Here is a 19,421-nt window from a genome sequence, read left to right as displayed (position 1 = left end):
AATCCTTCCTTTTCTTTAATATTTGCCATCTAAAACATCCTGAACGATTTCTTCTTCGCTCATATGATACTTCTTGCCTTCAATCTCCTGATAGGTCTCATGTCCTTTTCCGGCGAGAACAACGATGTCTCCTGGCTGTGCATGATGCATAGCGTAAGAGATTGCCTCATGACGGTCAATAATAGAAATATATTCTCCGTCTGTCTTCTTCATTCCAATTAAAATATCATCAATGATTGCCTGTGGCTCTTCAAATCTTGGGTTATCGGAAGTAATAATCGTAAAGTCCGCAAGCTTTCCGGATACCTCACCCATCTCATAACGGCGGAGTTTGGAACGGTTACCACCACAGCCAAATAAACTGATCAATCTTGGTGGATCATAAGCTCGTAATGTATTTAAAATGCTCTCTAAGGCTACGGCATTATGTGCGTAGTCAATAATTAATGTATAGTCATATCCTGTCGGAACAATCTGTACTCTTCCCTTTACGCTGAAGTGGCGAAGTGCCTTGTTCATCTGCTCTACGGTAACACCCATATGACCGGCAATACTGATCGCACCTAACGCATTATGTACGTTAAATGTTCCCGGCACACCACAGGAAATCTTACCTTCGCAGGTTCCCTTTAAACCAAAGTCTACGCCGAGGAAGTCTCTGTCTCTTGTCAGTTCCACATCATACGCTACTAAATCTGCGTTTTCATTTAAACCAAATGTCTCAATCGGGCAGGTCGCATTCTTTGTAATCTCTGCAAAATGCTCATCATCAATATTCGCATAACCATAGCGGCACTGGTTAAATAACTTTGCCTTGCAGGAAAGGTATTCTGCAAAGTCCTTATGCTCGTTCGGTCCGATATGGTCTGGAGAAAGGTTCGTAAATAAGCCGTAATCAAACATAATTCCAGCAGTTCTGTCAAGCTTAAATCCCTGAGAGGACGCTTCCATAACAACAACGTCACAGTCTTCCTCTGCCATCTTTCTGAAATAGCTGTGGATGTCATAAGATTCCGGTGTTGTGTTATTCACTGGGATATGTTCCTGTCCGATCACAACCTCGATTGTTCCAATCACACCAACCTTATGTCCAGCCTCCTCTAAGAGAGACTTCACCATATAGGTTGTTGTTGTCTTGCCCTTTGTTCCGGTAACAGCGATTGTGGTAAGTTCCTCTGCTGGATAACCAAACCATGCGGCAGAAATCAATGCCATCGCATAGCGGGTGTTGTCTACCTTAATGACAGTCACACTGTCCGGTACCTCTACTTCATCCTCTACGACTAAAACAGCGGCTCCCTTTTCAGCAGCCTCTGCTGCAAACTTATGTCCATCAAAAGCTGCTCCCTTAATACATAAGAAAAGGCATCCTTCTTCTATCTTTCTTGAATCGTTCACTACCGCAGTAACCTTTACATCGGTACTTCCCTGTAAACATGTATATTCTAAATGTTCTAATAACTGACTACACTTCATTCCAATTCCTCCCTTCAATCGCAGAATTCTATGTTTTTTATTGTATCTGTTTTCTAAAAAAGCGTCAACTTTTACTCTTTTTAGAAATTTCCTGTCTTTTTCGTTCTCTTTTTTGTTCTCGCAGATGAAAAATTCCCCAGAACAGCAACGCACCGAAAAATGTGCCGGTACTGTCCACACAGACATCAAAGAACTTGCAGCTTCTTCCTGGCACAAAGTACTGATGAAACTCATCACTGCAGGCATATAAGGCGCAAAAGATTTCTGCCCTTATGATGAAATTCCAGATGGATAGCTCCATCTTTTGTTCAGTGTTTTCTACTGTCTGTCTGGCAATTTCTGTTTCCTGTGTTGCTGATTCCTGTGCTGTAACTTTCTCTTTGATATTTCTTATTTCCGGCAGTACATTCTCCTGTACTACAGCTTTCTGTTTTACAGTTTTTTGTAATTTTTCCTCTGTCCGTTGTATATCTTTTGCTTTTTTCTTTCTGCTCAAAAGCATCTCCATTCGATAACACATCCACAAATAGAGATTCACCGTAATACCAAGCACTGCATATTCTGTAAAATGCGCGCATTTTCTTATCGGATACTCGATTGCTTCTGCCACTTTCACCAGCTTCTCTTTTGGAAACTGTTCTGGAAAAACCGAGTTTAATTCACGGACTAATCGGATACATACCCCCTCGCTTAAATGTGAGGAATGTGTGGCATCCGCGGCAGAAAACCGAAAAATCACACACAGCATAGTAATTACCAGTACCACTGATAAAATGTATGCTACTCTTTGTCTGGCATCTGCCCTGGCAAAAGCCTCCCTCTTTACATAAAAAGGCAGACCCCGCATACTGGTGTCTGCCTCCCTCTTACTCCACATTTGTAAATGCCGGATCAACTTCTCCTAATTCTTCAAACTCTTCACTGGAAAGATGTTCTTCATCTTCCATATTCTCTTCATCTCCTGGAAGAATCTTAATCTTAGAATCGTATAATTCCTTAACGGCGATGGATAAAGGCTTCTCTCCTTCCATTCCATTAACTAAAGGTTCATCTCCTCCAATAATCTCTCTTGCTCTCTTAGAAGTTGCAATAACGATGGAATAACGGCTGTTGATAACTGGTTCTTCTCCTGTCTCGCCCTCTTTATTAATCTTTTCCATTAATTCTGTATAAGATGGATGTAACATAAGTGATTCTCCTTTCTATTTGTCCTTTTTAAGGTTCTATTTGTCTTTTTCTGTATTTTCTTTATATTGCTGCAAACCTTCTCGAAGGCTTTCTACAAACTCCTGTCTCTTTGTAATACGACAGGACTCACTCTCGATGATTGAATGAATCGTATTCATGCAATCTTCAAGCTTTCCTTCTTCATTGCTGACAATGAATTCATACTGATCAATGCTTTCTGCTTCTTCTGCAGCTCTTCGCATACGCTTTTCTACTACTTCCGCGGTCTCTGTTCCACGTCCGATAAGCCTGTTCTTAAGTACATCAATAGATGGTGCAGTAATAAATAACAGAATCGCTTCTGGATACTGCTCTTTAATCTTCATCGCACCCTGTACTTCAATCTCAAGGATTACGACATGACCTGCGGCAAGTTCATCTTCCACAAACTTACGTGGAGTTCCATAATAATGGTCTACATACTGTGCATATTCGATAAAACCATTATAATCAATCAGACGCAAAAAGTCATCTTCTGATTTAAAATAGTACTCTCTTCCGTCCTGTTCGCCTTCTCTTGGCTGACGGGTGGTCGCTGAAACAGAAAGGCTGTAGCCAAACTTTTCAACGAGAGCCTTTGAAACAGTTCCCTTGCCTGCACCGGAAAATCCGGAAATTACAACTAATGTTCCCTTATCTTTCATTTTCCTCATCCTCATCATTGCGTTTGCTATGGCATCTCGAAGATAATGTATCTGTCGTGAGGGCAGATAAAATAAGATGTCCGCTTTCCATGACAAGTACTGCTCTTGTACGCCGTCCACAGGTGGCATCAACTGCCTTACCCTCGTCTCTTGCATTCTGAATCATTCGCTTGATTGGTGCAGCGTCTGTACTGACCATGGAAATAATCTTATCTCCATTCACCATATTTCCAAAACCTACATTAATAAAATCTGCCATTTTCTCTCCGTCTACTCTATATTCTGCACCTGTTCTCTGATTTTTTCAATCTCTGTTTTTAAATCAATTGCATGATCAGAGACTTCAATGTCGTTCGCCTTTGATAAAATCGTGTTAGCTTCCCGGTTCATTTCCTGTGCAATAAAGTCAAGTTTACGTCCAACATTGCCGCCTTTTAAAAGTTCATCTCTCATTCCGTCAATGTGGCTCTTTAATCGGACCGTCTCCTCGTCCACGCAGATTTTATCAGAATAAATGACAACTTCTGCGGCGATTCGGTTCTCATCTACATTCGTATCTCCTAAAAGTTCTGCAACTTTATCTTCAAGTTTTTTGCGGTATTCGCTGACAATTGATGGATAACGCTCCTCAATAAAAGCAACATTTTCCTTCATTCCTTCTAACTTGGCAAGAATATCCGTCTTAAGATTTTCGCCTTCTTTTTCTCTGCTGTCAGAAAAGTGACCTGCTGCCTCTGAGAGAGCTTTCATAAGCTGTTCCTTTATGGATTCCTGATTGACTGCCACATCTTCTAAAGAAAGTACGTCAGGGAATCTTCCAATCTGTAAAGCTGTCACATCACTGGAGATTCCAAGTGTCTCTCCAAGCTTTGTGAGGGCTGCATAATATTCCTTACCTAATTCTTCATTCAGGCGGACATTCACATCCTTTGCAGATAAATCTTCATAATTTATGAAAACATCTACCTTACCTCGCTGGATAGACTGTTTTAAAAAACTTCGGATATCTGCCTCTAAATAATTAAGCTTTCTTGGAAGCTTCATATTCAGATCGCAATATCTGTGGTTTACTGCCTTAATCTCCACAGTTACTTTACAGTCCTCTGACACGCTCTCGCCACGTCCGAATCCTGTCATGCTCTTAATCACTTTTCTCTCACCTCATATCTAAAAACATTGTCATTCTTAAAATTTTACAAAGTCTTATTATATATGAAAAATGAAAGTTCGTCAATCTAGAAGCGTGTCTGAAAATGCTCCAGGATTCTTTTTGTGTTTTATGATTTATTTCTTATCTGTATTTCTTTCCTTTAAATCTTCCTGCATCGCCACAAGATAATGAAGGGCAATACCTCCTGCTGCCGGGACAAAAAACTTCGGGGATAATTCTTCATATTTAAAGTTCTTTTGTCCGCCTGCTTCCATCCGCTCCCAGTACTTTATCATTTCTGAAAACCGCAGATAATAGCATTTTTGCCGATGGGTATAATAAATGAGCAAAAAGCTGATTCCATTCTGCTTTTCAAAGTTCTTCATGAACTCTACCTGATGTGGATGAAGATTCTGCAGGGAAAAGGTATCCACTGCACATTCCTTTGCATCAAAACAAACTGGAATTCCCTGTACCGCCCCGATATAGTCAACAGTACTTTTTTTCTCAAAGTAAGCTAAGGTAATATGACGAGATTCCTTGTCAAAGCGGACAGGAGTTATCGGTGTCGGAATCTTCTGGATAAGAGCTAAGCCTTTGTCTTTGTACTTTTGGTTTGCGTAATTGATCAGTTCTTCTAATACCGAACCTCGAAGTCCTCTTGAGTTCCAGGTAGCCATTTTATTTTTCCCTTCTGCTCTTTCTTATTTTCTCTGTTCGTGCATTTTCAGTTTTCTTATTAGTTGTCCTTCCTGTTCGTGTATTCCCAGCTCTTTTATTATCAGTTTCTCGGTTCTTAGCCTCGTTCTCATAAGAAAGTTCAGGAACTTCCAGTCCCCATCTTGTCTGCACCTTATGAAAAACTTCTGGTACCGGGTCAATGATATGCAAGCCGAAAAGTTCTCCTGTTCCTTCTGGAACAACCAGTTCATAACTATGCAAGAGCTGATAATTCACACCATCTTTCCACTTGATCTGGTTGTTAAAATCACGATTTCCATATTTGTAATCACCAAATACTGGATGTCCGACAGATGCCAGATGTCCCCTGATCTGATGGCTCTTTCCTGTGATAAGACGGATTTTTAAGAGGCTTGCTTTATCAGTACTTTTTAAAACCTTATATTCTGTCTCAATATAAGAAGCACCTTCTGCCTTTTCTTTATGAAGGGAAACTTTATTATTTTTCTCTTCTTTTGTAAGATAGCCTGCGATGCGGGCATCTTCTTTCACTTTCCCTTCTACAAGACAAAGATAATACTTTCCAAGTGTACGTTCTCTCAACATAGAGGCCAGACGCTGAAGTCCTTTGATGGAAATTCCCGCAAGAACAATTCCACTTGTATTTCGGTCAAGGCGGTTGGCAATAGACGGACGGAAGCCTGCAAGTTCTTCTTTTGAAATGATTCCAGTCTGAATACAGTAATCAATCAGATAATCATTTAAGGAATCATCACTGGCTTTGGCTCTTTGAGAAAGCATTCCGGCAGGCTTATGGAATACAAGAATATCTTCTGAAGAATAAAGCACACGCACCTGCTTACGAAGTTCTCGTTCTTCTTTCGTAAGTTTTCGTTCTTGTCCTCCATTGCCCGCTCTGTCTTTCGTATAAACTTTTGCCTGTTCTCTGTCAGGCTGTCTATTCCGTCCTGACTGTCCAAACCCTCTATCACTTTTATGATTTTCCATACTGCTGTCTGCCTCATAAGAATCATCTCTTCCTGATTGCGGATTTTGAAACTTTTCTAAAGTCTCATCTGAGAAAAAAATCTGAATCAGATCTCCCGCTGTAAGCTTCTCCCTGCCTTCTGCTTTTTTCCCGTTTAACTTAATGTTCTTTTTGCGAAGCATCTTGTGTAAGAAGCCAGAAGATGCGCCAGGAAGATACTTTATAAGGAACTTATCAAAACGCTGTCCCTCTTCTCTTTTTGTAATTGTTATTTCCTTCATCGTCTCTTTATTTCCTTCCGATAAATTGCAGGAAAAGGCTGTGCGGCAGTATCTTTGTCACAAGATGCGTGAGTTTGATTGCCTTTCCATATATAGAAATCTCCTTATTCTGTTCATTATCCTTCCATGCTTTTTTAATCACTTTCTTCGGGTCCGCCATAACAAGTTTCTTATAAGCTGGCAAATGCTTCTTTGTCAGTGCACGATTAAAAAATTCTGTCTTTACTGCTCCCGGACACACCGCCGTCACCCGAAGCTGTCTTTCCCTGTTCTCTGCCCGTAAAGCCCTGACATAACTTAGTACAAATGCCTTACTTGCCGCGTAAACAGCAAATCCTGGCTGTGGAAGAAATGCTGCTGCGGAAGCCATATAAATCATGCGTCCTCTGTATTTCATATAGGGAAGTAGCAAAGAGGAGATCTCCACAACACCTCTACAGTTCACATCGACCATCTCTGCCTGTTCTTCCATGGAAATATCCTGAATCTTTCCCATAATTCCAAAGCCGGCACAATGAACAAATAATTCAATATGTGGCTGTGTCTCTTCTAATGTCTGTTTCAGACACTCTACATCTTCTTTCTTCTGCAAATCCAGTGGAAGTATCCGAAATTTCTGTTCTTTATAAAGGCTCGGCCATGCTTCTAAGCGTTCTTTTCGCCTGGCAATTACCCATATTTCATCTAAATCAAGATGATTTTGCATTGTGAGTTTCACAAATTCCTTACCCATTCCCGATGATGCACCGGTGATGATTCCTATATTCATCTGGATTCCTCCTATCCACGTTTCTATCTGTACTTCTTCCTTGTATGAACGTTACGGATTGTTTTCTTCTTTGACTTTCCTCTCTCTTGCGTCTTTCCGGTAAATCTGTCTGTCTTATATTTCTCGTTCTTTTGTCTCCCTGCTTTAAAGTCTTCTGGCCTGTCTTTACCTGTCTTATATTTATCCGTCTTAAATTGCTTCGACTTCATATTTTGAGGCTTGCCTGATTTTGGCTTTGTATACTTTCTGGTATCCGCCCTGCCATCTTTAGACTTTGCTGTATTGTCCGCAGATACCTTTTTACCAGGGTGATAATTATGTCCCATTTTTCTTGGCGGAATCAGACAATGCTCATCAAAACCAATCAAATCTTCTCTTCCCGCTTTAATCAGAGCTGCTTTTACAATATCATAATTTTCGGGATTTCGATACTGAATTAATGCTCTCTGCATCTGTTTTTCCTTTAACGTTACCGGAACGTAGACTTCTTTCATTGTTCTTGGGTCAAGTCCCGTATAATACATACAAGTAGAAATGGTTCCCGGTGTCGGATAAAAGTCCTGTACCTGTTCTGGCATATATCCAAGATCTCTGATATATTCTGCCAGCGCAATCGCCTCTTTTAAATGGGAACCCGGATGAGAGGACATAAGATACGGAACCATATACTGCTTCTTTCCAAGCTTTTTATTCATGTTCCTGTACGCTTTTGCGAACTTCTCATACACCTGATTCTCCGGTTTGCCCATCAGTTTTAATACACTGTCACAAATATGCTCTGGAGCTACTTTTAACTGTCCGCTGACATGATACTTACAAAGTTCCTCTAAGAAATGATCCTTTTTATCTGCTAATACATAGTCGAATCGAATTCCAGAACGGATAAATACCTTTTTTACACCCGGCAATGCCCGAAGTCTTCGCAAAAGAGTAATATAATCACTGTGATCTGCATTCATATTCGCACAAGGCTTTGGAAAAAGACACTGCTTATTCGCACACACACCATACTTTAACTGTTTTTCACATGCAGTATGTCTAAAATCAGCAGTAGGGCCGCCAACGTCATGAATATATCCTTTAAAATCCGGATCTTTTATAATCAGCTCCGCCTCTTTTATAATGGATTCCTGACTGCGCACCTGAATCCTTCTTCCCTGATGAAATGTCAGCGCACAGAAACTGCATCCGCCAAAACATCCCCTGTTACTTGTGAGAGAAAACTTAATTTCCTTTAATGCCGGAACACCTCCAAGCTTATCATAAGATGGATGCCATGCTCTCATATAGGGAAGTTCATATACATGATCCATTTCCTCTTGCGTAAGCGGCAATGATGGTGGATTCTGTACAAGATATTCCTTCTTTTTATACGGTTCCACCAGTCTTTTTGCCGTAATCGCATCCGTATTCACATACTGGCGATAATAACTTTTGGCAAAAGTCTCTTTGGACTCTGTAATCTCTTCATAGGACGGCAGAAGTTCATAATCACCGGAAAGTTCTTCTAAATCCCTACATTTAAATACGGTTCCTCTGATATAAGTGATATCCTGCACCGCAATTCCAGAATCTAAGGCTTCCGCAATCTCAAGAATAGAATGTTCTCCCATTCCATACATGAGTAAATCTGCCCCAGAATCCAAGAGTACAGAACGCTTTACTTTGTCGCTCCAGTAATCATAATGTGCCAGTCTTCGAAGAGACGCTTCTATTCCTCCTAAAAGAATCGGCGTCTTTTTATAGGTCTTTCGTATCAGGTTACTATATACAATTGTCGGACGATTCGGCCGCCCGGAAAATCCTCCGCCTGGCGTGTAGGCATCCTGGTGTCTCCTCTTTTTAAAGGATGTATAATGGTTCACCATAGAATCCATGTTTCCGGCAGATACAATAAATGCCAGTCTTGGCTCTCCGCATACGGCAATGCTGCTCTCATCATTCCAGTCCGGCTGTGCGATAAATGCTACTTTATATCCGGCATCTTCTAACAGCCTGGTAATGATTGCCGCTCCAAATGAGGGGTGATCTACATAGGCATCTCCACAAATATAAACAAAGTCTGCCTGTTCCCAGCCACGCTCTTTCATCTCTTTTTTATTCATAGGTAAAAAGCCATGTTTTTTTATCATAAAGTTCTTCCTTTCCTGTTCCCTGCTGTTCCTTTCCCAAAGCCGGTTTGAAAAATGCTTTCTGCAAATTGGGGCGTGCAGATTGTAGAAATTTTTCAAACACGCTCTAATCTTCTATATTTCATCATCTATTTTTATTGCTTATATCTTTTTCTTATTGTTTTTATTATTTTTGTCTTATCATTTTGAAGCTGTACTTTCTTTTAATTTTGCAAGTTCCTCCTCAAAAAGTGGTCTGTACTCCCCTTTTTTCAGTTCTTTATCAAGTACCAATGGCCCCATGGAAATTCTCTTTAAATATTCTACTTTTCTTCCTACTGCCTCTGCCATTCTCTTTACCTGATGAAAACGGCCTTCCTGCACTGTAATGAAAACTTCATTTGCCTTGTCCGTTATTTCAAGTTTTGCCGGAAGTGTCTTTTTCTCATCTCCAATATCTAATCCCTGCAAAAAAAGTTCCTGTTCTTTTTCTCCTACCTCTCCGTCAAGAATCGCAAAATATGTTTTATCTACATGCTTTCTCGGTGAGAGCAGATTATGGGCCAACGCTCCATCGTTTGTAAGAAGTAGTAACCCCTCCGTATCTTTATCTAGTCTTCCAACAGGAAAAAGTCCCTTTCGTCCCTCTGTTATCAAATCAAGAACGGTCTGGCACTGTGCATCTTCCGTAGCACTGACAACTCCTGCCGGTTTATGAAGCATAATATAACGATATTTTTCGTAAGTTACCACTTCCCCATCAAGGCAAATTGCATCTTCAGATGAAACCTTCATCTCTGCCTTTTTCACAACTTCTCCATCGACAGTAACACTGCCTTTTTTTATCTTTTGCTTTGCTTCACTCCTGGTAAGCTCCGCTGCCTGTGTCAGAAACTTATCCAGTCTCATCTTTTTTAGAGTTTCCGGCATCTTACTTGTTCCTTTCTAACTTACTTTCTAGAGCGTGTTTGAAAAATACTTTTTGCAAACATACTCTAGCTGTTCCAGCCATTTTATCTACCTTTATCTGTTCTATATCCTGAATCTCTGTCTTTTGCACGATTTTACAGTATTCCTGTAATTATAATTTACGCCAGTTTGGATTATATTTATTCTTTAATCGGCCACGATTGCATTTGCCCCAGCCAAGTGGAAATTCATCTACACAAAAAAGTGTCCATCCATTCAGTCCGGCATCTTCTATATCTACTGTCTCCCCGCGGAGATACTTTTCCACGCAGATGTCTTCTGCTTTAAATGAAACACTTCTCTTATATTCTTCTGGCTTAAGTGCCATTGCAAGCGCCTGGCTTGGTTCAAAACGCTTCTTTAAACAATCTCCAAGATAAAGACCAGAACGGACTACTCGCAGTCCCTTAAAGTCCGGGCAATTCTCTGGCAGTAAAAAGGCTCTCTCTTTTATAAAAATAATTCGATTCTTCCACTGCTCCCATTCTGGAATCTCCCGCATAAATTCGTCCATCGCTTCGGGAATCTTAACATTTTTAACCTTAGAAATATTCTGTGTCTTTCCATCTTTGCACATCTTTTCTTTATCTTTTGTTTCTTTATGCACAGATTTTGATATGTCATCTTCCTTTATACACTGTTTATCCACAGATTCCACACCATCTGCTTTCCTAAAGAGAGCAGCAAAATGTCCCTCTCCCTTTACTTTATGCGGTAAAAAGCGGCGACAGTTCTTCACATCTTCTCTGCCACGAATCGTCCACTCTGGTTTTCCCTCCTCGATACCATCACAAAGAGGTAATTCCTGCAAAGAGAAATCTCTATGTTGCTCTAAGAAATATTCCACTGTCTGCTCGTCTTCTTCCTTCGCAAAGGTACAAGTCGAATATAAAAGATAACCGCCTGGCTTTATCATCTGCGCTGCACTTGTAAGAATCTCTCTTTGCAGCTTAGCATAGCGTTCTACCTCCTCTGGTGACCAGCTCTTTACCATAGAAGGCTCCCGCCGAAACATTCCCTCACCAGAACATGGCGCATCCACTAGTATTTTATCAAAATACCCCGCAAAACGCCCTGCTAATTTTTCCGGTGATTCACAGGTAATAACACTATTCTTTACTCCTGCCATCTCCATATTTTTAAGGAGAGGTTTACATCGGGAAGCACTGATATCGTTCGATAATAAAAAGCCCTCTCCCTGAAGCTTCGCTGCTAATGCAGTGGACTTCCCTCCTGGCGCAGCACAAAGATCAAGTACCTTATCTCCTGGTTCTACTGGTAAAAAAGCGGCAGGTGCCATCGCACTCGGTTCCTGTAAATAATACACTCCTGCATAATAATACGGATGGGCGGATAATTTCTGTTCGCCCTCATAATAAAATCCTGTACTACACCAGGAAACTTGTCCGTCCAAAAGGAACCGGCGGATAAAATCCGCCGGTTCCTTTTTTAACTGATTCACCCGAAGCGTCTGTCCATAACTATAATTAAAACTATCCAGATACTGCAAATACTCATCTCCGCCAAGCATCTTTTGCATCTTGTTCTGATAATCTTCTGGTAAATTCATCCATTCCTCCTGTATCTATCTGTGGTTCTATCTCACTGTCTATGTTCTATATGGCTATTATCTGCCCCCATACACTGCACTCTCACCCTACAGACTCTGTGCGCGATATCCTTCTGAAATAATATCAAGCTGTCTTGCAAAGTGTTTTAACTGTAACATATCATCAAGTACATACACCTTATAAAACTCATCCTGAATCTTCGTTACTTCTCTCTGATTCGCCACTTTATATAAGTTCTGGATATTATTCAAAATATCCTTGACTAAGGTCTCCTTCTTTCTGTGAGAATTCTGCGCATCCATAATCTCATCTCTTACATCCGACATCTCATGGTCCACTTCGATAATGGCCTCCGATGCATCAAGAAGCTTCTGCTGAATATACTCTGGAATGTTCTCCTTATACTTATACTGTAAAGAATGTTCTATCGTCGCCCAGAAATTCATCGCCATCGTGCGAATCTGAATCTCCGCACTCAGCTCCTTTGGTCCATGAATCGTATTCACCGTATATAAAATGATCATGTGATAACTACGGTAGCCGCTCGTCTTCATGTGGCTTACATAGTCCTTCTCACACTTTACCTTCATATCTGTCCGGTTCTTTATAAGATTCACCACTCTGTCTATGTCCTCTACAAACTGACAGATAATACGGATTCCCGCCAGATCTTCTATCTTCTTCTCAATATCATTCATTGATACATTCTTACGCTGCATCTTATCTAAAATACTGACAATACTCTTCACTCGTCCGTCCACGGACTCAATCGGTGAATATAAACCCTGATTCCGATGTTCTTCTATAATATGATGAAACTTTACGGTTAGCTCATCAACCGCAAGCTGGTATGGGTCAAGCAGTTCTCTCCAAAGCTGTATCTCCATATAATCACCCCCAAATTATTATACCATTTTTTTCCATTTTGTGCAAGTAAAAATGACTTAGGTTAAGAACATGTTTGAAAAATGCTTTCTGCAAGATGTGTTTTACAATTTGTGCTTTTCACTTTCTTGCTATATTATATAATAATACAAATCAATCCGCCACTGCTTTCGTTTACGATCTTTTCCATGGCGTTTTGAAGTTTTTCCTGGCTGTCATCGTTAATTTTTGTAACTTTGCCAGATATGCCATCATCAACAAGCTGTTCTAATGTTTTTCCAAAAATATTGACATTCCATATTTCTCTTGGTTCTTCGCCCGCCTGTTCTTTTATGTATGTAATAAGATCTTCTGCCTGAAGCTGTGTCCCTACAATCGGGGCCACTTCTGTTGTAAGATTGGCTCGAATCAAATGAATGGACGGTGCCTCGGCACGAATTTTTACGCCATATTTGTTTCCATGTTTTACTACTTCCGGTTCAGAAAGTGTAATTTCTGAAAGTACCGGTTTCATAACGCCATATCCTCGTTCTCTGGCATCCTTTAACGCCTGCGACACTTCTTCAAATTCTCTCTTTTTTGCCGATAATTCTTTCATCAGGCGAATAAGATGATATTCACTCTTAATTGGCAGTCCTGTAAGATCCGACAAAATATCATAATAGTACGAATCCCTTATCTGAATCTTAACATCCACTTTTCCTGTATCCATATGAATTTTTTCTATTTTCCCGGACTCTATATAATCATTCGATGGAAATACTTTCTGATACAGATCTTTCATCTTATTTTTATCCGTCATAAATTCTTTTACAAGATCTAAGACCGACTTCTTCATCCAATGATCATCTCTTAATGTTTCCACCCATTTCGGCAAATAAAATCCAACAGAAGATAATGGAAATTCAAGCAGTACATTTTTTAAGATTTCTAAAATATCCTCCTGCCTGAGCTGGTCACAATTCACCGCCATTACACTGGTATTATATTCTTTAGAAAGCTTTTCTGTTAATGCCTGTGTTGCCTTTGAATATGGCCGTTCACTATTTACCAGAACCAAAAAGGGCTTTCCGATTTCATTTAATTCTGCAACTGTTTTCTTTTCTGCTTCTACATAAGAATCTCGCGGAATTTCTCCAAACGACCCATCTGCTGTCACTAAAATCCCTATCGTAGAATGATCTCTGATTACCTTTCTTGTGCCAAATTCTGCTGCTTTCGTAAATGGAACCTCATAATCAAACCACGGCGTTTTTACAAGACGTTCCTGTCCGTTTTCCAAATTACCGCCCGCACCGGGAATCATAAAGCCAACACAGTCAATCAGACGTATTTTTATTTTCATATCTTCCATCGGAAGTTCTGCCGCTTCTTTTGGAATAAACTTCGGCTCGGTTGTCATAACCATTTTCCCTGTTCCACTTTGCGGAAGTTCATCCATCGTTCTCTTGCGTTCATTCTCATCTTTTATTTCAGGAAGTACAAGAAGTTCCATAAAACGTTTAATAAATGTTGATTTGCCACTTCGGACAGGCCCAACAACGCCAAGATAAATCTCTCCGCCTGTTCTGGCTGAAATATCCTGATATATATTTTGTTTTTCCATGAAAATCCCTCCCCAATACTAATTTAGTATATGCAAGGGAATAGAAAAATAGACTATTTTGCCTTAGTATACTTGAAAAAGATTCCATAGCGTATTTAAAAAATGATGTATCACATCGCTGCCAGAATTTACTCTGCAAAAAATGCGGTCACTAACTGACACAAACTAACATAATCCGCCATAGCCATCGTCTCTCTGGCTGAATGCATCGCAAGCATCGGTATGCCCAGATCACAGCCTGCCATCGGCAGATGTGAACCAATCATCGGACCTAATGTTGTGCCTCCGCGAATCGTGTTTCTGTCATTAATCTCCTGTAGTAATATATCATACTTTTCAGATAATCCTTTTAAAATCGCATACATTTTGCAGTCAGAAGCATATTTCTGTGTACCGCTCACCTTCACAGTAACTCCCTGCCCCATATATGCTCTCGTTGTCATATCACAACGGTCTGTATAATTCGGATGTGCGGCATGTGCGCCGTCAACAGAAAGATAATAGCTCTGTGCAAGTGAAATATCTATCTGTTCTTTTGAACAGCCCATTCCTGAAAGAATACGTTCAAGAATTCCCGGAAGTAAGGCAGAATCTGCTCCTGACTTTGTAAAACTTCCAACTTCCTCATGATTAAAAAGCCCAATAAGATTAATGCCACTTTCCCTCTCTCCATCTGTAAGAGACTCTAACAACGCACTGACAGAGGCCAGATTATCAATTCGCGGACTGCATAAAATTTCTTCTTTCACCCCACAAAGCTGTGGCTGATCATAGTTGTATAAATTAAGATCATAACTTAAAATTTCACTCTCATCCACAGAAAGTTCTTCTGCCAGAAAATGAAGAAAAGCATCTTCTGTCCACCGGCCATTGGCAAGCCCCATAAGCGGCATTAACTCTTTTTGCCGGTCAATCTTCCAGCCATTATTTGCCTCTCTTTGCATATGAATCGCAAGTCCCGGAATCAACGCAACCGGTCTCTTACTATCATACGTTACCTCTATCGGATTAAATACATCCTCTCCTTTTAGCACAATAGTTCCCGCCAGTCCAAGTGGACGGTCAAACCAGGTATGATCCATCATTCCGCCGTAAACTTCTACATTAAGCATCGCACACCCCATGCTCTTAAAATCTGGTTTTCCCTTCACCTTAAAACAAGGCTGATCCACATGTGCAAATGCCATACGCAAAGACTGAATCATTTCTTTTCCAGCACCTGTTGTAAAGGCAAATAATACATCTGGAAATGGGGCAATATAATATTTGCTATTTTCTTTTGGTGAAATCATTTTATTGTAATATAACTCTTCAAATCCCTGTTGTTTTAAATATTCCTTAGCAAAAGAAACGACTCCCACCGGGGAAGTTCCCTGTGCTAAACATTCTGTTAAAACATTCATTCTCAATCTCCTTTTCAAAAAAAATAATTCATGTTATCATCAATCATAAGATTTTGTCTTAATAGCTAAACTTATGGAGGAGTTATTCATGTTATCAATACAAATTTCCGATATTAAAGACTTTATGTCTCATCTTTTATCCAAAGATACATTCGACCACTTTTACTTTATCGAAGCCTCTATCAAAATGGGGGTAAGTTATCAGATTCAGGGGCGTATTAACGAAGGTTTTTATGATACCAGCGTAGAACAGACACTGAATCGTGAATTCTGCTATTGGAAAGAAATCCGCCACCGCATTTTTGATATTATTAAAGGGAAACGGCTCCCTCTCTCCTGCAAAATCGTTCTCGGACTTTCAAAGCAATCCATTTCCTATTTGATTGCGCATAATAACAGTTCCTTCCGCGAAGAAGATATTGAGGGAATCTACGTAAATATCTTATATGACCCGAAAAATCTTCTTATCACAACTGGAATTTCCTATAAAAATTTCTCTCTCGATAAGTCGTTAGAGTATGCTTTTGATGAATATCTGGCGAAGTTTTTAAAGGAAAAAGCAGTTATATAGTATAATAATCTAAAGCGTGTTTGAAAAATACTTTCTGCGAGATGTGTACCACAATTTGTTAGAGATTTCGCCTGAATGATGGTGCGTAGCGGGCTACGTCAACTGAATGAAGGCAAAATATACTGTAAATTGGGGCATGCCGGCTGCAGGAATAATTTTTCAAACACGCTCTATCAAGAAAATCCCATTCTTATTTTTTCAAAATCTCTATCGCCTTCTTCAACTGTTTATCTGCCTTCTCATCTGTCTGGGCTTTTTTCCACTGCTTATCGCTCATTTTCACTTCCACATCCGGCTCGATTCCTTTTTCATGAATATCTGTACCTTTTGGTGTGTAATATTTGGCAATGGTAAACTTAAAGGCTGAACCATCTGTAAGAGGCAGAATAGTTTGTACAATTCCCTTTCCATAAGTTGTTGTACCTACAACCGTTGCTTTTTTGTAATCTTTTAAGCATCCTGTCATAATCTCGGAAGCGCTCGCTGTATTTCCGTTTACCAATACAACCATCGGTACATCTACTGTTTTACCCGAATCACTCTTGAACTCTTCTTTTTTCCCCTTTTTATCTTTTGTATAAACAAGCATTTTATCCTTTGCAACCAGACGGGACAGCATATTGGTACAGGTAGTTAACAGTCCGCCTCCATCATCTCTTAAATCAATAATCAGACTCTTCATTCCCTGGCTTTCAAGGTCTGTTACTGCCTTATCAAACTGTTCGTCCGTATTTTCATGGAACTGGCTTACTGCAATATAGCCTATCTTATTCTTCCGCATTTTATAAGTAACACTATCTAATTCTACAGAAGTTTTTTCTACTGTATAATCTTTTGTTTTTTTATCTCTGTAAATAGTCAAAACGACTTTATCATTATCTTCGCTTCTAATGGCAGAAACAACATCCTGCAGTTCCATATCGGCAGTACTTTTTTGATCAATTGCCGTAATGAGATCTCCATTCTTAATACCTGCTTTATATGCCGGCTGATCTTTAAATACAGAAACGACCTCTGGATAATTCGTATCTGTGTCTTTTGCAATAGAAATTCCAATTCCATTATATTTTCCCGCATCTTCTTCCGACAATTGCTGATATTCTGATGGGGTATAATATTCTGCATAGGGGTCTTGTAAGCCCTTAGCAAACCCCTTATAAATATTGTTCTCCACATTCTCAGCATCTATTTTGTTGAGATAATAGTTACCCGCAAAAGCTTCTAACATACTTAGTTTGCGCAAAATCTTCCCATTATTAAGGCCGGTTCCATAAGCATTTGAAGTCATAACACTTTGTCTTCCTGCAAAGAAACTGAAACCGATGATAACGACAAGAACAAGCACACTTAAAACACGTTTAAAGCAGCCTTTTTTTCTTTTTGGGCTGCCTTCCTCTTTCTTTTTTTTATTATGTTCTGAATCCTGTTCCTTTAACTCAAGATTCATTTCTTTTTCCTTAAAATCCATTCTGTCTTCCTTTCTCTCTTCCTATGAAAATGTGTCTGCATTACTGACTCTTCGTTTCGTTTAAAGAACAATATTACTTCTTGCCAGAGCGTGTTTGAGAAATGCTTTCTGCAAGATGTACATCACAATTTGCGGGAGATTTCGCCTGAATGAGGGCGGCGTAGCGGGCTACGGCAACCGAATGAAGGCAAAATATATCGTAAATTGGGGTGTGCAGATTGCTGGAATGATTTTTCAAACACGCTCTAGAGCGTGTTTAAAAAATCAAAAACGCCTTCTGACGGTGTATATCTTCTCCGACAGAAGGCGTTCTTATTAATATTCGATACTTTCCATGTACTTCATGTATTTTACTACCATCAGTGCAATCTTAAAAGTAATCGCATCTTCAAATACTCTAAGATCAAGCCCTGTACTCTTCTGAAGCTTATCCAGACGATATACTAAAGTATTTCGGTGAATGTAGAGCTGTCTGGAAGTCTCTGACACATTCAGGTTATTCTCAAAGAACTTATTAATTGTCTGTAAGGTCTCTTCATCAAATTCATCTGGAGAACGTCCGTCAAAAATCTCTTTGATGAACATCTTACAAAGTGGTAATGGAAGCTGATAAATCAGACGGCCAATACCAAGTCGGCTGTATGCAATCACATTCTTATCTGGATAGAAAATCTTACCAACATCCATCGCCATCTTCGCTTCTTTATAAGAACGGGATACCTCCTTGATCTCATTCACAATAGTACCAAAGGCAACATGAACCTTTGTCATCGCTTCTGTGTTAAGCATATCAACGATAACCTGTGCTGTCTTAGTCAGTTCATCGTATCCCTCTCCATTCTTCACTTCCTTAACAAGAATAATGTTCTTCTCGTCTACCGCAGTAATAAAATCTCTCGTTTTCGCAGAAAAAATATTACGAACTGTCTCAAATGCATTATTATCTCTGTCATTCTTTGTCTCGACAATAAATACACATCTTCTTACTTCCGTTTCAATATGGAGCTTTTTCGCCCGGTTATAAATATCAACCAAAAGTAAGTTATCTAAGAGCAGGTTTTTAATAAAGTTATCTTTGTCAAAGCGCTCTTTATAGGCAATTAAAAGATTCTGTACCTGGAAAGCAGCCATCTTTCCAACCATATATACGTCATCTGTCTCACCCTTAACGAGAATAATATACTCTAACTGGTTCTCATCAAATACTTTAAAAAACTGATATCCCTGCAATGCCTGACTCTCTGCCAGAGATTCTGCAAATACCAGTACCGCTTCCTTATATTCTTCGACTGCATCTAATGTGGAGGCAAGCGGTTTACCTTCCGTATCCATGACACATAAGTCAATTCTCGTAATCGCCTTAATGCCGTCAATGGTGTCCTGTAAAATCTGATTTGAAATCATCGTATCACTCCTGTCTTTCCCTCTCATCGCATTTTGCTATCGCACGCAACAATCTTTCTTTATTTTAATACAAAAGTAACAAAAAAAAAGAGGAAATATGCAAAAAATATATTTCCTCTTGTGAAAAGTTATTATTTTTTATATCAATTCATGTGGAAAAGCTACAAAAATTTATGTACACCTGTAAATCTATTCCAAATCATTACTCAAACACACT

20 protein-coding genes are annotated in these 19,421 nt (G+C 39.7%); 2 read left to right on the top strand and 18 right to left on the bottom strand.

Annotated elements, in window-relative coordinates; all coding sequences use genetic code 11:
• Positions 1-15 precede the first annotated feature (15 nt).
• The 15 genes from EUBHAL_RS10415 to EUBHAL_RS10340 all read right to left on the bottom strand — a co-directional run bounded on the left by EUBHAL_RS10415 (position 16) and on the right by EUBHAL_RS10340 (position 15,761).
• Positions 16-1,476: a UDP-N-acetylmuramoyl-L-alanyl-D-glutamate--2,6-diaminopimelate ligase gene (locus tag EUBHAL_RS10415; protein WP_005349127.1), complete on the bottom strand. Its 1,461-nt coding sequence runs from the start codon at positions 1,474-1,476 to the stop codon at positions 16-18.
• A gap of 64 nt (positions 1,477-1,540) precedes the next feature.
• A complete protein-coding gene (locus EUBHAL_RS14900; RefSeq protein WP_049940657.1) occupies positions 1,541-2,323 on the bottom strand; it encodes a VanZ family protein in 783 nt (260 codons plus the stop codon).
• Positions 2,324-2,342: 19 nt separating this feature from the next.
• A complete protein-coding gene (gene rpoZ, locus EUBHAL_RS10400) occupies positions 2,343-2,663 on the bottom strand; it encodes a DNA-directed RNA polymerase subunit omega (protein WP_022170009.1) in 321 nt (106 codons plus the stop codon).
• A 36-nt stretch (positions 2,664-2,699) separates the two neighbouring features.
• A complete protein-coding gene (gmk, locus tag EUBHAL_RS10395) occupies positions 2,700-3,347 on the bottom strand; it encodes a guanylate kinase (RefSeq protein WP_005349121.1) in 648 nt (215 codons plus the stop codon).
• Positions 3,337-3,606 (bottom strand): DUF370 domain-containing protein, encoded by a 270-nt coding sequence (locus EUBHAL_RS10390; protein WP_005349119.1) that lies wholly within the window; start codon positions 3,604-3,606, stop codon positions 3,337-3,339. The genes gmk and EUBHAL_RS10390 overlap by 11 nt, the downstream gene beginning before the upstream one ends.
• Before the next feature lie 11 nt (positions 3,607-3,617).
• The gene (locus tag EUBHAL_RS10385) at positions 3,618-4,496 is read right to left on the bottom strand and encodes a YicC/YloC family endoribonuclease (protein ID WP_044923047.1); all 879 of its coding nucleotides are present in this window, start codon (positions 4,494-4,496) and stop codon (positions 3,618-3,620) included.
• 135 nt (positions 4,497-4,631) lie between these two features.
• A complete protein-coding gene (locus tag EUBHAL_RS10380) occupies positions 4,632-5,177 on the bottom strand; it encodes a Holliday junction resolvase RecU (RefSeq protein WP_005349116.1) in 546 nt (181 codons plus the stop codon).
• A 1-nt stretch (position 5,178) separates the two neighbouring features.
• On the bottom strand, positions 5,179-6,447 hold the full coding sequence (locus EUBHAL_RS10375) for an RluA family pseudouridine synthase (protein WP_005349115.1): 1,269 nt from the start codon (positions 6,445-6,447) through the stop codon (positions 5,179-5,181).
• Positions 6,448-6,454: 7 nt separating this feature from the next.
• The gene (locus tag EUBHAL_RS10370; protein WP_005349114.1) at positions 6,455-7,216 is read right to left on the bottom strand and encodes an SDR family NAD(P)-dependent oxidoreductase; all 762 of its coding nucleotides are present in this window, start codon (positions 7,214-7,216) and stop codon (positions 6,455-6,457) included.
• 23 nt (positions 7,217-7,239) lie between these two features.
• A complete protein-coding gene (locus EUBHAL_RS10365) occupies positions 7,240-9,348 on the bottom strand; it encodes a YgiQ family radical SAM protein (protein ID WP_044923045.1) in 2,109 nt (702 codons plus the stop codon).
• 180 nt (positions 9,349-9,528) lie between these two features.
• Positions 9,529-10,257: a pseudouridine synthase gene (locus EUBHAL_RS10360; RefSeq protein ID WP_005349100.1), complete on the bottom strand. Its 729-nt coding sequence runs from the start codon at positions 10,255-10,257 to the stop codon at positions 9,529-9,531.
• A gap of 151 nt (positions 10,258-10,408) precedes the next feature.
• Positions 10,409-11,866 (bottom strand): RsmB/NOP family class I SAM-dependent RNA methyltransferase, encoded by a 1,458-nt coding sequence (locus EUBHAL_RS10355; RefSeq protein ID WP_005349096.1) that lies wholly within the window; start codon positions 11,864-11,866, stop codon positions 10,409-10,411.
• A gap of 87 nt (positions 11,867-11,953) precedes the next feature.
• Positions 11,954-12,754: a GTP pyrophosphokinase gene (locus EUBHAL_RS10350; RefSeq protein ID WP_005349093.1), complete on the bottom strand. Its 801-nt coding sequence runs from the start codon at positions 12,752-12,754 to the stop codon at positions 11,954-11,956.
• Between the two features lie 134 nt (positions 12,755-12,888).
• Entirely contained in the window at positions 12,889-14,358 is a 1,470-nt protein-coding gene (gene spoIVA / locus EUBHAL_RS10345; RefSeq protein ID WP_005349090.1) for a stage IV sporulation protein A, read from the bottom strand.
• Between the two features lie 128 nt (positions 14,359-14,486).
• A complete protein-coding gene (locus tag EUBHAL_RS10340) occupies positions 14,487-15,761 on the bottom strand; it encodes a M18 family aminopeptidase (protein ID WP_005349087.1) in 1,275 nt (424 codons plus the stop codon).
• An 88-nt stretch (positions 15,762-15,849) separates the two neighbouring features.
• Between EUBHAL_RS10340 and EUBHAL_RS10335 the strand changes: the two genes are divergently transcribed.
• Positions 15,850-16,332, top strand: coding sequence for a DUF5721 family protein (locus tag EUBHAL_RS10335; protein WP_044923042.1), 483 nt, complete (start codon positions 15,850-15,852; stop codon positions 16,330-16,332).
• Between the two features lie 190 nt (positions 16,333-16,522).
• Here EUBHAL_RS10335 and EUBHAL_RS10330 read toward each other — a convergent pair whose 3' ends face one another.
• Positions 16,523-17,800, bottom strand: coding sequence for a S41 family peptidase (locus EUBHAL_RS10330; protein WP_005349082.1), 1,278 nt, complete (start codon positions 17,798-17,800; stop codon positions 16,523-16,525).
• A 73-nt stretch (positions 17,801-17,873) separates the two neighbouring features.
• The gene (locus EUBHAL_RS16905) at positions 17,874-17,996 is read right to left on the bottom strand and encodes a DUF6783 domain-containing protein (protein WP_320855626.1); all 123 of its coding nucleotides are present in this window, start codon (positions 17,994-17,996) and stop codon (positions 17,874-17,876) included.
• On the opposite strand from EUBHAL_RS16905, the gene EUBHAL_RS16900 reads away from it, so the two are divergent.
• Positions 17,946-18,119, top strand: a complete 174-nt coding sequence (locus tag EUBHAL_RS16900) for a DUF6783 domain-containing protein (RefSeq protein WP_334290895.1) — start codon at positions 17,946-17,948, stop codon at positions 18,117-18,119. The two genes, EUBHAL_RS16905 and EUBHAL_RS16900, sit on opposite strands and share 51 nt — an antisense overlap.
• On the opposite strand, the gene EUBHAL_RS10325 is transcribed toward EUBHAL_RS16900, so the two are convergent.
• Positions 18,116-19,204, bottom strand: a complete 1,089-nt coding sequence (locus tag EUBHAL_RS10325) for a PucR family transcriptional regulator (RefSeq protein ID WP_022169857.1) — start codon at positions 19,202-19,204, stop codon at positions 18,116-18,118. The genes EUBHAL_RS16900 and EUBHAL_RS10325 overlap by 4 nt on opposite strands.
• Between the last annotated feature and the right edge of the window lie 217 nt (positions 19,205-19,421).

Source organism: Anaerobutyricum hallii DSM 3353 (genome assembly GCF_000173975.1).
In the GTDB taxonomy this organism is placed as follows: Bacteria; Bacillota; Clostridia; order Lachnospirales; family Lachnospiraceae; genus Anaerobutyricum; species Anaerobutyricum hallii.
This window is presented reverse-complemented; position numbering and strand designations above follow the sequence as displayed.

Coding starts and splice junctions, on each gene's coding strand:
- EUBHAL_RS10375 (WP_005349115.1), bottom strand. CDS start 6,447: ATGAAGGAAATAACAATTACAAAAAGAGAAGAGGGACAGCGTTTTGAT.
- gmk (WP_005349121.1), bottom strand. CDS start 3,347: ATGAAAGATAAGGGAACATTAGTTGTAATTTCCGGATTTTCCGGTGCA.
- EUBHAL_RS10380 (WP_005349116.1), bottom strand. CDS start 5,177: ATGGCTACCTGGAACTCAAGAGGACTTCGAGGTTCGGTATTAGAAGAA.
- spoIVA (WP_005349090.1), bottom strand. CDS start 14,358: ATGGAAAAACAAAATATATATCAGGATATTTCAGCCAGAACAGGCGGA.
- EUBHAL_RS14900 (WP_049940657.1), bottom strand. CDS start 2,323: ATGCGGGGTCTGCCTTTTTATGTAAAGAGGGAGGCTTTTGCCAGGGCA.
- rpoZ (WP_022170009.1), bottom strand. CDS start 2,663: ATGTTACATCCATCTTATACAGAATTAATGGAAAAGATTAATAAAGAG.
- EUBHAL_RS10415 (WP_005349127.1), bottom strand. CDS start 1,476: ATGAAGTGTAGTCAGTTATTAGAACATTTAGAATATACATGTTTACAG.
- EUBHAL_RS10390 (WP_005349119.1), bottom strand. CDS start 3,606: ATGGCAGATTTTATTAATGTAGGTTTTGGAAATATGGTGAATGGAGAT.
- EUBHAL_RS10340 (WP_005349087.1), bottom strand. CDS start 15,761: ATGAATGTTTTAACAGAATGTTTAGCACAGGGAACTTCCCCGGTGGGA.
- EUBHAL_RS10325 (WP_022169857.1), bottom strand. CDS start 19,204: ATGATTTCAAATCAGATTTTACAGGACACCATTGACGGCATTAAGGCG.
- EUBHAL_RS10335 (WP_044923042.1), top strand. CDS start 15,850: ATGTTATCAATACAAATTTCCGATATTAAAGACTTTATGTCTCATCTT.
- EUBHAL_RS10360 (WP_005349100.1), bottom strand. CDS start 10,257: ATGCCGGAAACTCTAAAAAAGATGAGACTGGATAAGTTTCTGACACAG.
- EUBHAL_RS10330 (WP_005349082.1), bottom strand. CDS start 17,800: ATGGATTTTAAGGAAAAAGAAATGAATCTTGAGTTAAAGGAACAGGAT.
- EUBHAL_RS10350 (WP_005349093.1), bottom strand. CDS start 12,754: ATGGAGATACAGCTTTGGAGAGAACTGCTTGACCCATACCAGCTTGCG.
- EUBHAL_RS10365 (WP_044923045.1), bottom strand. CDS start 9,348: ATGATAAAAAAACATGGCTTTTTACCTATGAATAAAAAAGAGATGAAA.
- EUBHAL_RS10370 (WP_005349114.1), bottom strand. CDS start 7,216: ATGAATATAGGAATCATCACCGGTGCATCATCGGGAATGGGTAAGGAA.
- EUBHAL_RS10355 (WP_005349096.1), bottom strand. CDS start 11,866: ATGAATTTACCAGAAGATTATCAGAACAAGATGCAAAAGATGCTTGGC.